We start from the raw sequence: 19,540 nt of genomic DNA on the forward strand, positions 1-19,540 counted from the left end.
CCACTGGTCTTAGCTACGCTATGCTCTAGTTTCTTGAGCGGCGGCTATATAGCAGTAACCCGCCTGTCAACGTGGACAATAGAGCCGCCAGCAGCGCCAGCTGCGCGGTGCTGCCAGTTCGCTTCAATGGATGGGAACCCATATTTCCAGCGGCTCCCGGTTTACCAGCAGATCCCGCCGTATTACCAGGTTTATTGGTGCTTGAATTCCCGTTCCCACTGTTATCCCCGCTGTTACCAGCAGTTGATTCCGCCACCTTAATGGTGAGCGTAGTGACATCGGAAGTGTTATCCGGGTAGCTCACTCGCACCTTCACTTCATAATCACCCGGCTTAGTATTCGCAGGAATGTCAGCAGTCACCGCTCCCGTGTCCGGATCCACGCTTGCCCAAGCAGGACCGTCCTCTTTCGAGTATTTGGTTCCGGTCGGTAGCTTGCTCCCATCCGGGTTCTTCGGGCCGGGAATCTCAGCCTTTTTACCTGCCTTCTCGGCTTTGGCATCGGGATACTTCGGGTCATTAACCGTGTTTTGGTCAGCCGGATTCACGGTAAAGGTGAAGGTTGCTGATACGGGCGTCCCGTCCTCGCCGATAGCGGTAATCGTCACCGTCTGGGCGCCGTTAGTAGGCGCAGACGGGGTACCCACGATAGCGCCCGCTTGCGGATCATATTTCATTCCCTGCGGTAGCCCGGTAACTGTCACCGTGCCGCCATCTCCCAGGTTTTCTACCTTCACCGGGATGGGGGCATGTTTCTGCCCTTGTTTTCCAGTTTGGTTTGCTACCGGGGTAATGATGGCTGATTGCCGCGGTTTTTGAGTCACCGTCACTTTCAGTAGGGCAGTATCCTCGGTACCGTCCGCGTATTTGGCGATTACCTTAATATCGTAATCTTGCGGATTAGTGTCAGTACCCGGCTTTAAGGTAACCGCGCCAGTGCCTTCATCTACGCTAACCCAGTCGGGCATATCCGCAGCCTTAGTAAAGGTCACTCCTGCGGGCTTACTTACCTCGTTTCCGTCCTCATCGGTGAAAACCGCAGGTTTCGTAGTCTTGGTAGATCCTTGTTCCACTACCTCAGTTTCCCCATAGATGGGGTCTTTCTGCGGCTTATATTTAAACCCGTAGGACTCGGTTTGCGCGGTTACCTTAACCTTGGTGGAAACCTGCTCGCTGGATCCATCCTGATAGGTAACTATCACTGGAATCTCATGGGTACCCAAATCGGCATCCGCGGGAATATTCCAAGTAATAGCACCCGTATTGGGATTGATACTTGTCCCCTGGGGAGCGCCTGCCCCCAGTTTATAGGTGACGCCCGAGGGACTGGCCACTTTTTTAGCAACTGCATCTCTAAAGTTTGGGGCAGGAACTGTAACCGGGCTTGCACCCCGCACGCCCTCTTTATCTTTGTCATATTCGGGAGCATAGCGCTGACGCTCCGTACATCCCTGCTCGTCCACTTTTGCTCCCTCGGGAGTATCTGGGCATTTATCTTTGATGTCAGCTACCCCATCCTGGTCATCATCTGTGGGGCCAGGTTTAACCGTTACCGGAACTTTAACATCGTCAAAGGTACCGTCCGGATAGGTCACCCGGATAACCGCCTCATAATCCCCTGTCGGGGTATCTGCCTGAGGATTAATAGTAACGGCACCGGTATCAGGATTTACCGTAATCCAATCTGGGCCCGAGGTCTTTTCATACTTAGTGCCTGCAGGCAAATCGCTGCCATCCGAATTCTTCGGGGCGGCGAGGGTAGTATTTGCGCCTTTTTCTATCGGAGCTACCTCGCCATATTGCGGATTATTACCTTTGGCGAGAGAATCGATCGATACCTGCGCATAGGCGAGTAGACTGCCTCCGTTATCCGGGAAAGTCACTTTCACGGGAATCGCTATGGTGCCTAGCGCCTGTGCTTTGGGAACATTCCAGGTAATGGCTCCCGTATTTGTATCTACCGTGATATCGCTAGCTTTCACCCCACTGGGCAGATGAGCCTCATCCAAAGCGTACTTGGCGCCAGCTGGCTTGGTGATTGCTTCTTTGCTCAGCGCGTTCTGGTAGTCAGGCTCCTGTATTTTCACGGTTTTACCGGGAGCAGATTTATTGGATTTATAAACCGGCAAGAGCTTCTGATTGGCAGCGCACCCAGCGTTATCTACCGCTAGTCCCGCGCTAGTGCCGGGGCAAACATCCTTACTGTCATCTACCCCATCCTTGTCGGTATCCGGTTTGGGTGCTGGGTTAATAGTGATAGAGAAAGAAGTGGAAACTATCTTTCCATCTTGTCCTTTAACTTTCACCGTCACCGGATAAGTCTTCGAGGTTTCCAAAGGATTGCCCGCATCATCCACTGGGTTTACCATGCCGGTAATCTGACCGGTATTGGGGTCATACCCCAGTCCCTCAGGTAGTCCCTCGAAGGTAGGAGCCTGCGCCGCGTTAGCGATTTCTACCGGGATCGGGTTAATTAGCTGCCCAGCAGTCCCGCTTTGGTCAGCAATCGGCGCGATAGTCGCAGGTTTATCCGGAGGGGTAACCGTGTATTTGAAGGTTTCGGTTACTTCTCGACCGTCCATACCTACAGCTCTAATGGTTACCACAGAGGGGTCGCCGCTCGGGCTGGCGGTTGTGGGAGTACCGGTAATTTGCTTGGTCGTAGGATCGAAAGTCAGCCCATCAGGCAGTCCCTCCACCTGCAAAGTTCCCGGTTTCACGTTTTCGGCTTCAATCGTGATGGGAGTAATCGCTTCTCCGACCTTGCCGGACTGGTCACCTGGTTGGGTGATGCTACCCGCAGGAGGCGGAGCAGCTTGGTTTACCTTAAAGGGAACCTTGACCGTAGCAGTCCCGGAATTATTCGGATACGTGACCTTCACTGGAATCTCATAGGTGCTGGCTGGGGTACCTGCGGGAATATTCCAGGATACTTCACCGGTAATGGCATCAACTGCAACGTCATCTGCGGTTACGCCTTGCGGCAAATTAGCCTTGTCCAGCGAGTACTTAATACCTGAGGCAGGCGGAATGCTGCTATAGTCAGCGCCAGCTGCCTGCTGATTTTTAAATTTAGGTAACCCGGAACTGACCTTGGAGCCAGGATCTGCGGTTACCTCGTCATAGTTGGTGACGTACTGCTGCGCAAAGGTACAGCCGTTAGCTTGCGCAGTTTGTCCACCGGGGGTCTCAGGGCATTTATCATTTTCATCTGCTACCCCATCACCATCTTTATCTTGAACAGATTTGATGACGAAGGGTACCTTCGCTGATTCAGAAATTTTGATGGCTCCCCCGCTCTCTAATGGCTTGGAGTAAGTCATTTTAACCGGCACCGAAACGGTAGTACCTTCCTTACCGGTTGGGTTCTTCCAGGTAACTTTCCCAGTCTTAGCATCAATGGAAAAATCTTTCTCGTTGAGACCGATTTCCTCCATCCTGGTCTGGTCTAGCTCGAAGACCGGGTTATACCCGGCCGGTAATTCGGTGTCCTGTTCTACCTCATCGGTGGTTTTCTTATCGAAAGTAGGAGCCGCGGAAGTGGTTGCCACCCCAACCTCTGATTTGGTCTGCTGGTAGTTAGCATCGTAATCGGGAACCACTGCCAGGAAGGAGTCCGTACCCAGAACCACGGAATTTCCTTGCGCGTCTACCGTAGAGAGCACCGCGTTATAAACAGTGTTTTCCTTTAGATTTTCCGGAACTTTAAACGGGCAGGTTCTTAAGACCCCACTGTTATCAGCTTGCAGTTCGCAGCTTCCAACTGGGTTCTCATTAGGGTCGTACCAAGTAATTTGGTAGGTATTAGCATCAATTTTATTGGCGGGAGCCAGTCCCTTGGTCGAAGTCTTTACCGTAGTTCCCGGGGTGGCAGCATGGGTACTGGTGTCATATTCCAGCACATCAAAATAGGTTTGCACCGGGATAAGCGCCAGGTTCAAATCATCCCACCGGTCATTGGAACCCGCGTAATTCGCGGTTACTCCAAAGGGGGAAAACATGGAAGACCCAGCGCGCGTGTCAAAGAAGTTGTTGCCCCGCCAAGGATCCATATATCCAATGCCATCTGGCTTATCAACCAAAGACAGGTTCAGGTAATCCCAATTCACATGCTTCTGGTCGTTCCTGTCCAAAACTCCCGTCCACGATCCAGTATCGGGATCATCTGCAACTGTCCCACAAGTTTTGCCGGCAGGAACGCTCACGCAGCTACGGTCATTAGTTCCCCAGGTACCCTTAAACTGCAGAGTATAGGTGCCGTCGGCGCCGGTAGTGGTCTGCACAGTCTCTGCAATCCAGCTACAAGAGCCGGTATCTCGCGGGATTTGTTCCCGGATATATTTTTGCAGGTTAGCTTCGTCAGCCGCAGTCCAGCGGTCCTTTTCCAAAGTAGCAGCGGAAGATTTCCGGAATAAGTGATTATTAAAGACAGCGGTCTTATTGTCCGCATAATATTTTTCAACTTGTTTTACGGCACAATCACTGAGGTAGGATGCCTGCACCTTCTGACCGCTAACTACTTTGTCATCCGCAGGGTTGTTTAAATCCATCCAACGTGCCGAGCCTACGCCCTGCACCCAGTTCCAGAAAATTTTCCCCGAGATATGTCCGCCCTTGCTCTGGGAAAGCGCATTGTTGGTGTCTATGGATTTACCCGTGGTGACCGCTAGATCTTGTTTTTCTACAAAGTAAGTGTCGGCGCCCTTGAGACCATACCTGTTGCCCCAGTAGGCATTACCGGTGGAGTCCTGCACAAAACCGTCCGGAGAGGGACGCTGTCCGTAGCCCCAGAACTGGGTAAGTTTTTCGGGCTCGGGGTTAATTACCCAAATCTGAACTTTTTCGTTAAAGGTGCCTTTGGGATGCAAACCAACTTCGCCATCAAAGGTACGCTTTTCCCCGTTGACATCGGTGTAAGGCAACATTTTAATCGAAAAATCACCGTTGGCATCAGTGAGCCCCTTATAGATAGGAGAAGCCCACCTACCCTTGGACTTAGAGCCTTCCGTCCACTGGGCGTAGACAGTAACGCCTGCTAGCCCCTCTCCTAGCTCGGCGCTTCCAGAAATATTACTAGTATGAGGAATCGCAAATAGCTTCTTCACCGAGCCCGAGACAGCGTATGCCTCCTCGGTAGACTGAGAGGAATCGATAGCATCCTGGAATTTAGCTGGAGCCTCTGCGTAAGCTGGCAACGCGGATCCGCCGAATATCACTGCCACGATTCCTAATAAAACTAAAGAAAATCCGGCACTAACGGCCGTTACTTTCTTGAGATTTCCGAGAAGCTTATCGCGGAAACTGCTGGTAGTAACGCGGGGCATTTGGTGATTATTCATAGCTAATTCCCTCTGTTTGCTCAGCTAAAATCAAACTTCGTCGTTATAAATTAAGGTAAAGTTTGAGTACTGAGCCACTAACCTGACACTTTTTTAATAATTTACCCGATAACCTTGTAAAAAGGTAGCTAGGTTGCCCTAAGAAGTAGTTTCCCGCCATAACTCCGATCCCGGCTCCAGCGCTACCCACCAAAACTGAAAACTTCCCACCTAAGCTATCGGTGACGACATTCCCTTACGCGCCCATGACATCATAAAAATGCGTTGATAAAAGTCGGGAAAACAAGCACAGATGCAGGCAAAATTAGGAATACCATGTGTCGGGAGCTGAATTCTTGCGCCTCCCCTAGCGGGAGCAAGCTTTCTCCTAGAAGATTAAGAGGAAACAGAGGAAAGGAATAGCTATGAAGACCTTGGAACTTTTGCAGGATCGGCGCTCCCGATACCAGTTGGAGCGGAAAATACCCTTAAGCCACCAGGAACTGCTGGATTTGATTGATGAGGTAACCGCGCAGGTACCGGATGCTTTCAATATGCAGTCGCAACGGCTATTGGTAGTTACCGGTGAAAATCAGGACGCCCTCTGGAATAGAGTTTTCGAGGTTTTCGAAGGTAAAGTTCCGCGGGAAAAAATTGATTCTTTCCGGGCTGGTTACGGCACTATTCTCTACTTTTATGACCAGGAAGTCACCGAAGAAATGGCGGGCAAGTTCACCGCCTATGCCGACAAGTTCCCGCATTGGGCAGCGCAATCCCTGGCCATGTTGCAATTTTCGCTGTGGGTAGCGCTCCGCGAGGCAGGAATTGGCGCTTCCCTGCAGCACTACAATCCGGTGATTGACCACGCGGTGAAGCAAATGTTCGACCTGCCCGAAACCTGGGTACTAGATGCGCAAATGCCGTTTGGCCTGGCCAGCGATGACCCCTCACCCAAGCAGCTGCAAGACATTCGCCAGCGGGTAATCCAACGCTAACGGAATACCCCAAGGTTCGTAACCAGAATTTCAGTATTGGAATATCAGCATCTTCGGCACCCTCTTCGTTGATAGGGTGACGAAGATGAATAAAACGAGTACGCGCGGGCTGGAGATACTGTTAGCTCTGGTGATGATGGCGCGTGGCACCTCGTTTATTTTCAGCAAACTTCTGCTAGAAACCATGAGCACCTTCAACGTTCTAGCGCTACGGTTTGGGATCGCTTTCCTGCTATTGGCAGCGCTATTTGCCCGCCGCCTCTATCGCGCCAGCCGGAAAGTGTGGATAGCGGGATTCCTGATTGGATTCCTATATTTCTTGGTGATGTCACTGGAACTAACCGCTTTGACCATGGCAGATACTGGGCCAGTAGCGCTCACCGAACATACCAGCATCGTGATGGTGCCACTGGCAACTGCTGCTTTGGCGCGGATGCGTCCTAATCCCGTGATGTTGTTATCGGCTTTCCTGGCGGTTACCGGGGTGGGGATGCTGACGCTGCCCGGCGGGAATCTCTCGGCCGGGCTATTGATTGCCCTGCTGGGAGCCGTCTGCTACGCAGTAACTATCATCGTTACCGATCGAGTAACCCATAGCCCCGAGGAAGGGTTTACGGTCGGCATTATTCAGCTGGGTACGCTCGCGCTCCTAGCTGCTATCGCCAGTTTTTTCTTAGAATCCCCGCATTTGCCCTCCTCCCTCGCGCAATGGGGAATGTTAGCAGTGCTAGTGGTGGTGTGTACGGTTTTCGGTTTTACTTTCCAACCGGTTGCTCAGGCGCGGGTATCGGCAGAAATGACCGGACTACTATCAGCTTTAAATCCGGCGGTAGCAGCGGTAATCGGGGCGTTCGTGTTACATGAACAGTTTGGCTGGCTGGGTGCACTCGCGGTTGCGTTGATCCTAGTTGCTATTACCCTCCCCAGCTGGCTGCGGATTCTCACCCCCAAAGCCGAAAAAGTTTCACCGCAGTAACGCCCAGGGATAGCGATACGCACCCTCCCCTAATAGCTCCGATAACGCAATAGCTCCCCTTTATATTGAGGACGAGGTTTCGGCTTAGCAGTAGCGGCGGCGGTGAAATATCAGCGATAAACCGCTACGGCAGCTAATGCAAGAGCAACATTCCGCCGGCGAAACAGATAATTACTACGAAAAGTAGCAGGCCAAGTGACCAGCGAATAACTTCGCGTAACAGTTCGATTTCCTTTTCTGGCGCACCCATAGAGGCGGCCGCAATCGCCAAGGATTGCGGAGCGATCAGTTTCCCAATCACTCCCCCGGCGGTATTGACTGCGACTGCGAAGGCTCCCGGCAATCCGATCTGCAGGGCGGTGGTTTCTTGGAGAGAAGCAAAAAGAGCGTTAGCGGAGGTGCTTGACCCTGAAATCGCAGTCCCCAAGTAGCCAATCAGCGGAGACAGCACCAGGAAGAAAGTTCCAGTGCTTGCCAGTAAGGTTCCGATGGTCAAGACCATACCGGATATATTCATCAGGTAGGCCAGCGCCATCACTTCCAAAATAGTGGCCGCCGAAAAACGCATAGAAAAAATGGCTGACCCCAATTCTTTGACTATTCGTTTAGCACCCAAGGGATATTGCCCTTCCTCATTCACCACGGTGAAAACAATCCCGGTAATAATCGCGGAGGCCGCAATCAGGATTCCCGGTTGGGAAAGGGTGGGGATTACCACGGTACCGATATGCGATGCCACCTGGGGATTATCGGCGCTTGCTACCTTCCCAGCCAGTACCGGCCAGCTAACCTGCAGGTCAGTAGCGCTTAGAGTTTTCGCAAACAGCGGCACCATCCGCCCTAAAGACAAAACCGCAATCACCAAAGAATAGGGCAACACCGCCATCGCCACCCGCCCTATACGTAAATCAGTGGGCTTTTCAGTTACAAACTCTTCTGGAATAGGAGGGCGATAAATCAGCACCATCAACCACACCACCAGGAAAGTTACTATCGGAGGGAGCACCCCACCTAACTCGAAGGACACAAAACGCAAGGTCAAGAACTGACCGATGCCTTCTATCAGCCCCATCACCAGAGCTAGGGGAAATAGTTGCCGAAAATTCTTCCTATCTATTAGCAGAATAAGGACGAAAGGAATCGCCAACGCCACCGCTGGTTCCGTCAAAGACACATATTTTGCAATCTCGGCCGCGTTTTCGTTTAAGTGATGCCCCCGCATGAGGGCGGCGGCAGTGGTAATCGGTACCCCGAAAGCCGCATAGGCTACGGGGGAAGTGTTTGCTACCAAAGCAATGACTGCGGCTTTTAGCGGCTTAAACCCCAGCCCCATCAGCAGAGCAGTCACAATTGCTACCGGCACCCCAAAGCCTGATAGCCCCTCGAGCAGCCCCCCAAAACATAGGGCAATCAGCATGGTTTGAATCCGCAAATCCCCGTTTCCTACCGCGGAGAAAACCTTCCGTAAATCAGTTTCCCGTCCAGTGGCCTGCATCAGGCGGTGCAGCCAGACCGCCGCAATCACAATCACAATGATGGGGATTAGCCCTTTCAAGGCACCTAGTAGGCTGGCAGAGATAGCCATGGTAACCGGCAGTTTGAAACCGGCTATAGCGACGATTAAACCCGTAGCTAGGGCAATTAAACCTGACAGATGCGAACGCATCCGGAAAGCTCCCACCAGGACGAAAAATACCCCTATTGGTAGCGCTGCTACCAGGGCAGATAACCAGAGACGATCCCCAATCGCGGTAACGTCAGGTACAAACATTTTCTTGCTCCTTTGGGTGCTACTTTGTGATTTTAGCGACCAAATTCCGTGGCGGAAAAATAGCGGAGCCATTACCAGTAAAATATAACGCCCACAGATTATTTTTTGCGGCGAGGCACTCCCCTCGCCCAGTACTCACACATCAACTACCTGCCTCAACCAGCGCAAATAAGAATCTAGGTTGGCTAAGGCAGGCAGCCAACCGCAAGTTTTTTCACCCGGTATCCTGCTCACATACTGGACACTGGCGGGCAGGGAGCCTACCCGATTTGTTGCTGGGCAAGGTCGGCGATTTTGTTTAGTAAATAATGCTTGCACCCGCGGGGGTAGCTGCGTAATATGCACTTCGTGGCTAGAACACAACGCCATTATTTTAACTATGCGGCGGTTATCTTGTCCGGGTTCCTCATCGCCCTGCTGATAGGAACCTGCCTCTTGATGTTGCCCCTATCAACGGTGCATGTCGGGGGCCTGCCGCTACTTCCGGCCTTATTTACCGCCACCTCTGCCCTCTGCGTTACCGGCTTGACGATTGTTGATACCGCCACCTATTGGACCGATTTTGGCAAAGTCGTGATCTTGGTACTCATCCAGGTGGGCGGCTTCGGGGTAATGAGCTTTGCCGCCGTACTCGCCCAAGCGGTTATTCGTCGGGAAAGCCACAGCACTAATCTAGCCTCCGCCGCCGAACGCCGCAGCGTAACTGGCAGGATTAGCATCCTCCTGCGGCGGGTTCTGGGCGCTTCCCTCTTGATCGAGTTATTCACCGCCATTCCCCTGACGATTCGTTTTCTATCCTTAGAGTATTCGTTTCCCCGCGCCCTCTGGCATGGAATTTTTCATGCAGTGTCGGCTTTTAATAACGCGGGATTTGCCCTCTATTCCGACAATCTCTCGTCCTTCGTCGGCGACTGGGGAATCTGCCTGCCCCTAATGGTGGCGATTATTATTGGAGGTCTAGGGTTCCCCGTCCTCTTCGAGCTGCGCACCTGCCCCCTCAAACCTTATAGTTGGTCTTTGCACTCGCGCATGGTGCTAGCCGGAAGCATAGGTCTGCTAGTATTTTCCTCCCTGGTGGTGACGGCTTTCGAGTGGCATAACCCCAAAACTCTGGGGAAACTTCCCAGCGGGGATGCGATTTTAGCTGGGATATTTCAAGCAGTCCAAACCCGCACCACCGGCTTTAACTCGATTGTTATCGGGCAAATGCACGAGTCCACCCTGTTTGCAATGGATACCTTCATGTTCATCGGAGCCGGACCGGCCGGTACCGCGGGGGGCATCAAGATCACCACTATGTTTGCCCTGTTAGCTATCGTAGCGGCGGTTATTCGCGGTCGGCGGCAAGCCGTGGTCTTTGGTAAAAGCATCTCAGCTGACGTGGCACACCAAGCAGTAGCGGTAGTGGTACTGGCGTTTATCCTGGTAGCTACCGCCACCATTGCCATCCTGTTTTTAACCCATTTCACCTTGTCGGAAACCCTATTTGAAGTGCTTTCGGCATTTGGGACTGTGGGGTTATCAACCGGAATAACACCGCAACTTAACAATCCTTCGCAACTAATCCTGATAGCTTTAATGATTATTGGACGACTAGGTCCGATTACGGTTGCTACCGCACTCGCCTTCGCACCTAGCGCCTCCACCATTTCCTTCCCGACAGAAAGGCCGATCATTGGTTAACTTCTCAAAACCTACTTACGCGGTTCTGGGGTTAGGGCGCTTCGGCAGCGCGGTAGCCCGCGAACTGATGTCCGACTATGCGGTGGTTATCGGTATTGATTTAAACGAAACGGTGGTAAACCGCAATAACGGTATCTTGAGCCAAGTGGCGCAAACCGATGCCACCGATATTGCGTCCATTACCGAGCTAGGGGTCGCCGATTGCGATGGCGTAGTAGTTGGTATCGGCGGTCCCCACGTAGAGGCCTCGATCCTGACCTGCTCCTTACTTACCGATATGGGGGTAAAAAACCTGTGGGCAAAATCCTCGGGAACTGCTCACGGCCGTATTTTGGAACAGATCGGGGTGCCTCATATTGTGCATCCCGAGGTGGCGATGGGGCGACGGGTAGCCCACTTGGTACGAGGGGTAAACCTGGACTACGTGGAACTATCTGCCGGAACCGCCATCGTAAGAACTATCCTTCCCCCGTCCGCGGTCGGGCCTCTCGATGAGGTCGATCTGTGGAACCGGTATGGGGTAAAGATCGTGGCGGTGCTGCGGGAAAACCAATGGCAACCGGTACTGCAAGACATCGAACTTACCGAGGGAGACCAAGTACAAATTTACGGTAGCGCAAGGCAGGTAGAAAAGTTCGCCCGCCTCGCACCCCGCCCGTAGGTATTTTCTGGAGAACTATTAATCATCCCTGGTCGCATTTTCGTAGGCGGCGAGCAAATCGTTGATTTTCTCAGTCGCGTGTGAATAGTAAATATAGAGCCATTCGCCGATATTATCCCCTTCAGATTCTTTGACCAGCGACCACAGATACCAACACCAGCCGGCGAACACTACATACGACCAAAAGTGACGATGCTCAGCTGGAGTTGGAGGGCGGTTAAAATAATATTCAAGCGCTTGATCCGCCTGTTTTTCATTATGGTCAAGGGTAGAAACTACCATGGTGCCAAAATCAGCGGCAATATCTGACATTCCCGCATATTCCCAGTCAATAAGATCCAAATCGCCCTCGGGAGACACCAGAAAATTCAAACTAGAAAAATCATTGTGGCTGGGAACGATCGGAAAATTATCTGCGTCTGTATAGCGTTTTAAACGCAATACTTTTTCACGCAGTTCTTCATAGCCTGGGACATCAATCGGGCCGTATTGCTTGAGAATATCTTCATAACGCAAACCTTCAGCCACAAAGTCAAAGTTACGCGCCAGCTTTTTACCACTTTCATGAAGCTGCCTGGACATCCTCATTGCCCTGCGTAGCTCCTCAGGATTGTTCACGTCAAGGTTGCGACAGTCGGGGATAAACCGCGAAATTTTCCATCCTTGAAGCGGGTCTGAGGCCAGGAAGGTGGAATCAAGCTTCAGTTCCCTCGCCAAATTTAAGGCTTCGCTTTCGGCTTGGCGATCCATAATTTTGTCTGTACCTATCCCTGGGTGACGATAGACATACTCGCGACCTTTAACGGCAAAATGACAGGAAAGATTAGTAATCCCCTGCTTCAACGGATAGACATCTTGAATATCGTTGACATCACACCCAAGGGTTTTCTTAATGTTTTCAAAAATTTCTGAATCCACATTTTCCATAAAGAAGGGATCAAATGAGCGAAGCTCATCTACAGAATCAAATTCGTTAATCACCCCTTCGGGATATTTACGAATAACCATATTAAAGGCGTTTAGGTGATCGACATAGATTTGTTCCCAAAGCTTGGGAGTCGTTTCTGCAAGGTGATAGACACTTTCGAGTACTTCAACAAATTTCCTGGAAAACTCACGATCAAAATAGACGTGTCCGAGCATGATCCAGGTGTCCCGTCCACCGACAGTAACTCCGGTTATCAGCCCATCGGTATCTGTTTTTAGGCACCACTCGTCAGTCTCGCCTTTTACATGTTGAGCTGAGTAATAGGCACGGTAAACGTGTGATTCGAAGGGGTTTTCAGTGAAATAGTCGTCAGAGGAGCACACGTAGGTGTTGGCTAGTTTGTCCCTCACCAGCCACAGGGAACCGTTATTGTTGCGGGTTGCATATTCGGAGTTAACTACAATCTTCACCCCGTATTTTTCTGCGAGATAGAAAAAGTATTCCTTGCGATACCCGACAACCACAATAATGTCGGTGATACCTGCTTCGTGGAGCTGCTCAATTTGACGCTCAATGAGCACTTCCCCCCGTACCCGGAGCGTGCCTTTGGGGCGCTCATAAGAGATTGGTGCAAAACGCGAGGAGAGTCCGGCAGCCATGATTACCGCATTATCAACAGCATAAGGCGCTAGCGCTTCCTCTCCAGCCGCTGTTATCTGCTGATGTGCTAGATAGCCATACGATTCGAGCTCTTTAATTGTTGACTTCACCGTTGCTAGCGGTATGCCTGTCAATGATTGAATTTGGCTTTCCTTTAGTGCTTCTGAGGAGCGAAAAAAGGCATAAAGAACATCAAATTGCGCTTTAGTTAGGCTTGAGAGCATAATCCATCCGTTCAAAATCCGCTTGTTTAGATTCCAATATAGCAAGTGGCGTGCGGCTTATGATTCGCGGGAGTCAGTTGTTCTTTAGCGCCGCAAACCAGGAGGTAAATAATTTCATTGTCTCGGCTGCAAGTTCGTCAATTTCACTGATGGGTCTAGGATAAGTCCTCACACCTAAAGACCATTCGATATAACCTTGAGCTAGCCATTGCTGATCGGGCAAATATTTTTTAGTTAGTTGCTTTCGCCTGCTTCCTAATGGTCGCCTTGAAGTTCCGGGCGCGCGCGTTTTCAGATTAAATTTGGCCGGATCCTTCTCTAAAACGCTTTCGTATAAGACACGAGCGTTACTAACCCACTGGGGAACGATATTTGATTCGGGCTTCGGGAAACATTGTTCTGTCTCAGACACCCTCGTGCCCGCATAAAACTCTAGTTCGACCTCATCGAGCAGTTTTGGCATCGAGCGTCCCGTTACTTGAATCTGTCCGCAGAGCTGGCTGCCATTGGGATGAATGGGACTCACAATCGTAATGCCGGGCATTGAAGCTCCTCCGCGTTCAATATAAAGATTCCAGCAGCTTTGAAAATACTGCTCCATCGCTCGGGGAGCATGGCGAATTTCGCCAGCTAACGCCCTCGTCAGTTGAGTTTCTGAGGTATAGATAGCACCCAATGGGTGTTTTCTGGCTTCCTGCATAGCAAAACTCTACCGAAAAAATCGACGGAGTTATCGCCACCATCATGCCCTTGGATCGGGCAACAAGATACGGGAACAAGCCAAGCTAGAGCTCAGTTTACGATTCGCGGAGACTATTGGCGCTGTGAGATTTTGAGTGAAACAAGCTGCCGATTTTGTTAGCTGTTACTGCTAGCAGCGAATAGGCAATCCCGTAGATCAACGCGGATTCGTTGTAAAAGATGAGCATGGGCACGATGAAAAATAGAAGCGGCAGGAACGTCCACAAAACGGTGAACCCTTCCCAGATTCCGTCCCAGGCGGCTAGCGCGACGGTGATTAGCGGAAACGCTATGAAAAGCAGCAGAATAAACGCCATCATTCCTAAATCGGAGGCGTTGACTAATCTGATGGCGGCTCTAATAAGAGCAGGCAGTAAAAGATAGCACGCGAAAAGCCCACCAAGTCGTACCCACGTGCCGCGTCTTTTCCACCTTTGCATGCACTCATTTTTTCATGTCCAGAAGGGAAAAACCATGGGGCTTGGAAACTGGCTACATCCCAAACCGAGCGACGTTAAAAACCACCAGATGAACTCGTCCTATCCGTTGAGAAAATCCACCCGTCGCTAGTGCAAAACCAGGAGGCCAATTAGGCGTTAAATGCCTGCTCTATGCACTCGTGCGCGCCCCAGATCTGCTCAGGTAGATTCTTGAACTGTGCAAGGTGTTCACGGCGGTAGCCCATCTCCTTCTTCCACAGTTCGGTGTCGATGGAAAGAAGCTTATCCAGATCGGCGTCGTCACCTTCGAAACCATCCAGATTCAACTCTTCCTTCTTCGGCAAAATACCTACCGGTGTTTGCACGCCCTCAGCGCGTCCTTCCTTAAGATCTAGCAGCCAAAGCAGTGCCCGCAGGTTGTCACGGTAGCCAGGCCAGAGGAAGTGGCCGTCTTCCGGATCGCGCTGGAACCAGTTCACGTGCGCAAAAATGGGCTGTTCCTTCGCGGAGCCAATTAATTTCAACCAGTGGGCCGCGTAGTCCCCTTCGGGGTAGGACATGAAGGGGCGCATCGACATCGGATCGTAACGTAGCACGCCCTCCTTACCCTCCGCCGCGAAAGTGGCTTGGGCGCCCAGGGTCAAACCGTCGTAAACGCCCTCGGTTAGGTCGGTGATTGCCCGGATAAGCGGCTCCCGGTCCTTTACTCGCCCGCCAAAGATGATGGCATCAATTGGCACCCCTTGCGGTTCTTCGTAATCGGGGGCTACGTTGGGCACGTTAGCCAAAGACGTGGTGAAGCGGGAATTGGGATGTGCCCAGTCGTCACCCTTGGCCTCGGAGCGCTGCCGATCGGCCGGGCGGTCGGAAATCTTTTCGCCCTTCCAATCCAGCCAGCCAGTAACATCTTCGGGGTAATCCGGGGTCTTACCTTCCCACCACAGCTCTTGGGTTTCGGGGTTGTAGGCGACGTTGGTGAAGAGCGTCTTAGAACCTTCTTTGATGGCGTCCATGGCGGTGGGATTAGACTGCCAGTTGGTGTCCTTTGCCACGCCGAACGCGCCGTATTCGGGATTCATGCCGTAAATCTTGCCGTCTTCTCCAACGTGCAGCCACACGATGTCATCGCCGTAGAAGTAAACTTCGTAGCGGTCACCCAAGGCGTCCGGGGCTAGCATCATAGCGAGGTTGGTTTTACCGGAAGCTGAGGGGAAACCACCGCACACGTAGTAGGTGTGATCCTTGAGCTTATCCTTAATCCCGATCAGCATGAACTGTTCGGAAAGGAATTCCCCGGAGGCCCAGCCGTCGTAAGAAGCTTGGCGTAGACCGTGGGCGATCTTTCCGAGCAGCGCGTTGCCGCCGTAGGAGGAACCGAAGTGCAAAATTGTGCGTTCGTCGGCTACCGTGGCAAACAGGCGCTTATCCTTATCGGTGCCCTGCCCCAAGTTCTTCAGGTCGCCGGTCACGTGCACTGCGCGCACGAATTCTGCCGGATTTTCCAAATTGTTCAAGTGTTCTACGCCAACCCGGGCCATGCGAATCATGTGCAGAACCACGGTGAGGTTGTCGGTAAGTTCCACCCCGCGAGCCCACTTTTCTAGCGGCGATTTCGGCGGTGCCATCAGGTAGGGCACCACATACATTGTTTTACTCCGGGACGCGCCCTTCATGCTTTCCAACTGCCGGGCAGTTACTTCCGTGGCGTCGTGCCAGTTGTTGTAAATTCCGGCTTCTTGCGGATTGTGGGTGGCGACGACGGTGCGTTCCTCGCTGCGCGCCGTGTCCTTGTAGTAGGAGCGGGAGTAGTAGAGTCCATCACCCGCAGGTGCGATTTCACCGGTGGCTAGGCCTTCGGCGATGAGTCGGTCGTCATCCTTTGCGGAAATGACTTCGATGGCAGCGGGTTCGGTAATTCCAGCCCAGTGCGCTACATACTCAGCTACTGCGGGATTTTCCAGCCCGGCATCGCTGAGGATCTTGGCAATGTTATCCATATTTATTACTCCTAAATTTTCGTGTAGTAGAACATTAAATTTAGGATACCCGAAACTTTTGAAGCAAACCCGGATTTAAGTCCTGCCTGGAATAAATAGGAACAAAACCTGGGACGCTGCAGTATGGGCTAGTAAATCTGCTAATAGGCGAGCCATCTGTGGGCTAGTTACTCCCTTCCCTCCCCTCCCCATGCCTATACGTCGGCTAGATCACCCCGACACTACTTGACCCAATAGGGGGCACTCACGCTACCCTACTATTAGGCAAGGCTTACCTAATTAAATATTAGAAGGGATATATCGCATGAAAACACGCGACTTCATCAACATTGGCGTTTTCACCGCAATTTATTTTGTGCTAGTTTTCGCCACTGGGATGCTAGGCATTATTAATCCGGCAATGATGTTTGTGGGCTATGCCTTAGGCCTCATCGCTAACGGCGCCGTAGTCATGCTATTTAAGTCGCGGGTGCCAAAGATTGGCGCCCTGGCATTAATGGGACTACTAGTCGGGATTTTAATGGTAATTACCGGGCACCCCTGGATTGTTGCCCTGCTTGCACCTTTGCTGGGACTGGCCGCAGACTTCCTCTTCGCTAAAAAATCAGCGGTTTTTCGGGTCCTAGGATACGCCGTCATGTCCGTATGGTACGTGGTGCCCTGGTTCCCGGTATTCATTGACGCTCAGGGCTACTACAAATATATTGCTGACTCTATGGGGACCGCCTATGCAGATTCATTACGCTGGTTCTTGTCACCATGGATGATAGTGGCCTGGGGCGTGGGAGTTTTCATTCTCGGGCTTATCGGCGGAGTCTTCGGAAATTCTCTAATGGCGCGGCACTTCCGTAAAGCTGGCATCGCAAAGTAATGAGCCTTCAATGCCAAACTAGCGCCCCCGGATCAGCAGCAAGCTATCACCAGGATCAGGTCACCAGCGCTGAAATCTTAGCAGCTAACCAACGGCATTCCCGGCCAGATCCGCGCACCGTAATACTGGTTATATTCGTATTAAATGCCCTGGTAATGTCGCGACTACCCATAGTGATCACTTTCCTGGTAGCCGGTATTGCGCTCTTGGCTTTACTATTGTCACGCTGCTATTCATGGGCGCTAGGTTTTCTTGCCGTGGAAGGAACCTGGATCGCTTGCATCTATCTTTTCCCCAGAATCTGGCCAAGCGCCCTCACCGCGTTCCTAATGGTTTTAGGCTACTGGATGATAAGGATTTGCACTGTTGGCGGTCTGGCAGGTTACGCGATTAAAACTATCGTCCCCGGAGAACTCGTAGCCGGTCTTCGCAGCTTACGCATACCGATAGCTGTAACCGTTCCCCTGGTAGTGCTATTACGATTCATACCGACAGTATTTCGGGAATACCGTGCAGTAAGAGAAGCAATGTCCCTGCGGGGATTACAAATGGGATGGCGCGCCCTCTTACATCCCCTCCATTTTCTAGAAATGGTTTTAGTTCCCTTACTGGCATCCTGCGCCCGAACCGCTGATGAAATGACCGCCGCCGGCATGGTGCGCGGTTTAGGGTCCGCTATTTGCCCAAGCACTTTGAAACAGCTTCGATTCAACCGACTAGACGCCCTCTGGATATTGACGCTAATCGCCCTGATAGCTCTCATCCCCTACTCAGACCATCTAGCTATACTCTCGGGCGGATTCAAATGAGCACCTTAATCGACAATGTCTCCTTCGATTACCAGTTCAACCCGGACGAAGAAACCTCATCAGCTCACGTTAGCGCAGTCAGCGATATCAATCTCGATTTCCCTACAGGATCCTGTACCCTAATCACCGGTCCTTCCGGAGCAGGAAAGTCGACCCTATTAAAACTTCTGAACGGTTTAATACCCGAACTTTATAAGGGTAATCTCAGCGGACACACTACCCTTGCCGGTCTCGATACCGTGCAAACAGATATCCAACAATTAGGGCGTACCGCCGGGACAGTTTTTCAAAATCCCCGTTCCCAATTTTTTACGGCAAATGTACTAGAAGAGTTAGCATTCGCGAGCGAAAATGCCGGAGATACCCCCCAAACAACCGCTAACCGGATCGCGGAAGCTGTAAACACCTGGGGCATTCAGCGACTGCTAGGCAAAGAGTTACGTAAGCTCTCTGGAGGTGAATTGCAGCTGGTTGCTTGCGCAGCAGCAGTAGCCGGACCGCAGCAAATCCTGCTTTTAGACGAGCCCACCTCTAACCTTTCCCCTGAAGCAATCTCCGCATTCAGCGAAGTCTTACAAAGATTAAAAAGCGCGGGCTGGACCCTGGTAGTAGCCGAGCACCGCGTTTACCCTCTAAAGGGTCTCGCAGATCAAGTCGTGATTATGGGTGAAGGGCGAATCCAGCATTTGTATACTGCGGACGAGTTTTTTAGTTTGTCTTCTAAACAGCGTAAAGAGTTAGGGTTACGCACCCTGGAAAAACCGAAAATGTGCGTTTGCACCAATCCTGATCAGCAGGCGGACGGTATCACCGCAAAAAATTTAAGGTTCAGTTACGGCAAACATCGCGTCCTCAATATTCCTTCCCTATGTTTACCGAAGGGAAAAGTAGTTGCGCTAGTCGGCCCGAACGGAGCAGGCAAAACTACTCTTGCGCGCACCCTCATCGGGTTAGCTCACCCGGAAGGAGGCAGCGTTATTAGTTTTAGCGGCAAATCCTGCCGGGCGGCAGACAGACAAAAACGCAGCGTGCTAGTAATGCAAGATGTAAACCGGCAACTATTTGCTGAAACGGTAGCGGCAGAGGTCGTACTAGGAAATGACAATCTTAGTAAAGAGCAGGTGCAGGCGCTGCTAGGTGATCTGGGGTTGCAAGGATTATCTGAACGGCACCCAATGACTCTTTCCGGAGGACAAAAACAACGTCTCGTTATTGCCAATGCCCTGGCGAGCCAGGCAGAGCTTTACGTATTCGATGAACCCACCTCGGGGGTTGATTACCAGCACCTACTATCGATTAGTTCTCAGATTCGCTCACTAGCCGCAAAGGACAAAGCGATCCTGATTATTAGTCACGACTTGGAGTTCATCAATGAAGTTGCCGATTATCAGCTATTACTTCAGCCTCTCGATAGTGAAATAAACGTGCAACTTACCGCGCCCGACCAAGAGAAACATTGAAAGAGGA

Annotated in this window: 13 protein-coding genes; 7 read left to right on the forward strand and 6 right to left on the reverse strand. The window is 51.6% G+C overall.

Translation table 11 applies throughout. From position 1 onward, the window contains the following. Positions 1–25: 25 nt before the first annotated feature. Positions 26–5,338, reverse strand: a complete 5,313-nt coding sequence (locus BQ5456_RS01040) for a Rib/alpha-like domain-containing protein (protein ID WP_071128366.1) — start codon at positions 5,336–5,338, stop codon at positions 26–28. Positions 5,339–5,742: 404 nt separating this feature from the next. Between BQ5456_RS01040 and BQ5456_RS01045 the strand changes: the two genes are divergently transcribed. Further along, positions 5,743–6,312 carry a nitroreductase family protein gene (locus BQ5456_RS01045; protein ID WP_071128367.1) on the forward strand — a complete coding sequence of 190 codons (570 nt, stop codon included), beginning with the start codon at positions 5,743–5,745 and terminating at the stop codon, positions 6,310–6,312. A gap of 85 nt (positions 6,313–6,397) precedes the next feature. Then, on the forward strand, positions 6,398–7,288 hold the full coding sequence (locus BQ5456_RS01050; protein WP_071128368.1) for a DMT family transporter: 891 nt from the start codon (positions 6,398–6,400) through the stop codon (positions 7,286–7,288). Between the two features lie 133 nt (positions 7,289–7,421). Here BQ5456_RS01050 and BQ5456_RS01055 read toward each other — a convergent pair whose 3' ends face one another. Continuing rightward, the gene (locus tag BQ5456_RS01055; protein ID WP_071128369.1) at positions 7,422–9,059 is read right to left on the reverse strand and encodes an L-lactate permease; all 1,638 of its coding nucleotides are present in this window, start codon (positions 9,057–9,059) and stop codon (positions 7,422–7,424) included. Between the two features lie 348 nt (positions 9,060–9,407). On the opposite strand from BQ5456_RS01055, the gene BQ5456_RS01060 reads away from it, so the two are divergent. Both BQ5456_RS01060 and BQ5456_RS01065 read left to right on the forward strand, forming a co-directional pair. Beyond that, a complete protein-coding gene (locus BQ5456_RS01060) occupies positions 9,408–10,742 on the forward strand; it encodes a TrkH family potassium uptake protein (protein ID WP_205407835.1) in 1,335 nt (444 codons plus the stop codon). Then, positions 10,735–11,403, forward strand: a complete 669-nt coding sequence (locus tag BQ5456_RS01065) for a potassium channel family protein (RefSeq protein WP_071128371.1) — start codon at positions 10,735–10,737, stop codon at positions 11,401–11,403. Before BQ5456_RS01060 ends, BQ5456_RS01065 begins: the two co-directional genes overlap by 8 nt. Before the next feature lie 18 nt (positions 11,404–11,421). On the opposite strand, the gene BQ5456_RS01070 is transcribed toward BQ5456_RS01065, so the two are convergent. From BQ5456_RS01070 to BQ5456_RS01085, 4 genes are all read right to left on the reverse strand, one after another. Further along, positions 11,422–13,215 carry an NTP transferase domain-containing protein gene (locus BQ5456_RS01070; RefSeq protein WP_071128372.1) on the reverse strand — a complete coding sequence of 598 codons (1,794 nt, stop codon included), beginning with the start codon at positions 13,213–13,215 and terminating at the stop codon, positions 11,422–11,424. 73 nt (positions 13,216–13,288) lie between these two features. Next, positions 13,289–13,915 carry a hypothetical protein gene (locus BQ5456_RS01075; RefSeq protein WP_071128373.1) on the reverse strand — a complete coding sequence of 209 codons (627 nt, stop codon included), beginning with the start codon at positions 13,913–13,915 and terminating at the stop codon, positions 13,289–13,291. A 97-nt stretch (positions 13,916–14,012) separates the two neighbouring features. Continuing rightward, positions 14,013–14,396: a hypothetical protein gene (locus BQ5456_RS01080; protein ID WP_071128374.1), complete on the reverse strand. Its 384-nt coding sequence runs from the start codon at positions 14,394–14,396 to the stop codon at positions 14,013–14,015. A 149-nt stretch (positions 14,397–14,545) separates the two neighbouring features. Then, entirely contained in the window at positions 14,546–16,393 is a 1,848-nt protein-coding gene (locus BQ5456_RS01085) for a phosphoenolpyruvate carboxykinase (GTP) (protein ID WP_071128375.1), read from the reverse strand. A gap of 304 nt (positions 16,394–16,697) precedes the next feature. On the opposite strand from BQ5456_RS01085, the gene BQ5456_RS01090 reads away from it, so the two are divergent. The 3 genes from BQ5456_RS01090 to BQ5456_RS01100 are packed head-to-tail and all read left to right on the forward strand — an operon-like array spanning position 16,698 to position 19,533. Continuing rightward, on the forward strand, positions 16,698–17,264 hold the full coding sequence (locus tag BQ5456_RS01090) for an MptD family putative ECF transporter S component (protein WP_071128376.1): 567 nt from the start codon (positions 16,698–16,700) through the stop codon (positions 17,262–17,264). Further along, entirely contained in the window at positions 17,264–18,073 is an 810-nt protein-coding gene (locus BQ5456_RS01095) for an energy-coupling factor transporter transmembrane component T (protein ID WP_071128377.1), read from the forward strand. Before BQ5456_RS01090 ends, BQ5456_RS01095 begins: the two co-directional genes overlap by 1 nt. Next, positions 18,070–19,533 (forward strand): ABC transporter ATP-binding protein, encoded by a 1,464-nt coding sequence (locus tag BQ5456_RS01100; protein WP_071128378.1) that lies wholly within the window; start codon positions 18,070–18,072, stop codon positions 19,531–19,533. The genes BQ5456_RS01095 and BQ5456_RS01100 overlap by 4 nt, the downstream gene beginning before the upstream one ends. Positions 19,534–19,540 lie beyond the last annotated feature (7 nt).

This window comes from Varibaculum massiliense (assembly GCF_900106855.1).
Classification (GTDB): Bacteria; Actinomycetota; Actinomycetes; order Actinomycetales; family Actinomycetaceae; genus Varibaculum; species Varibaculum massiliense.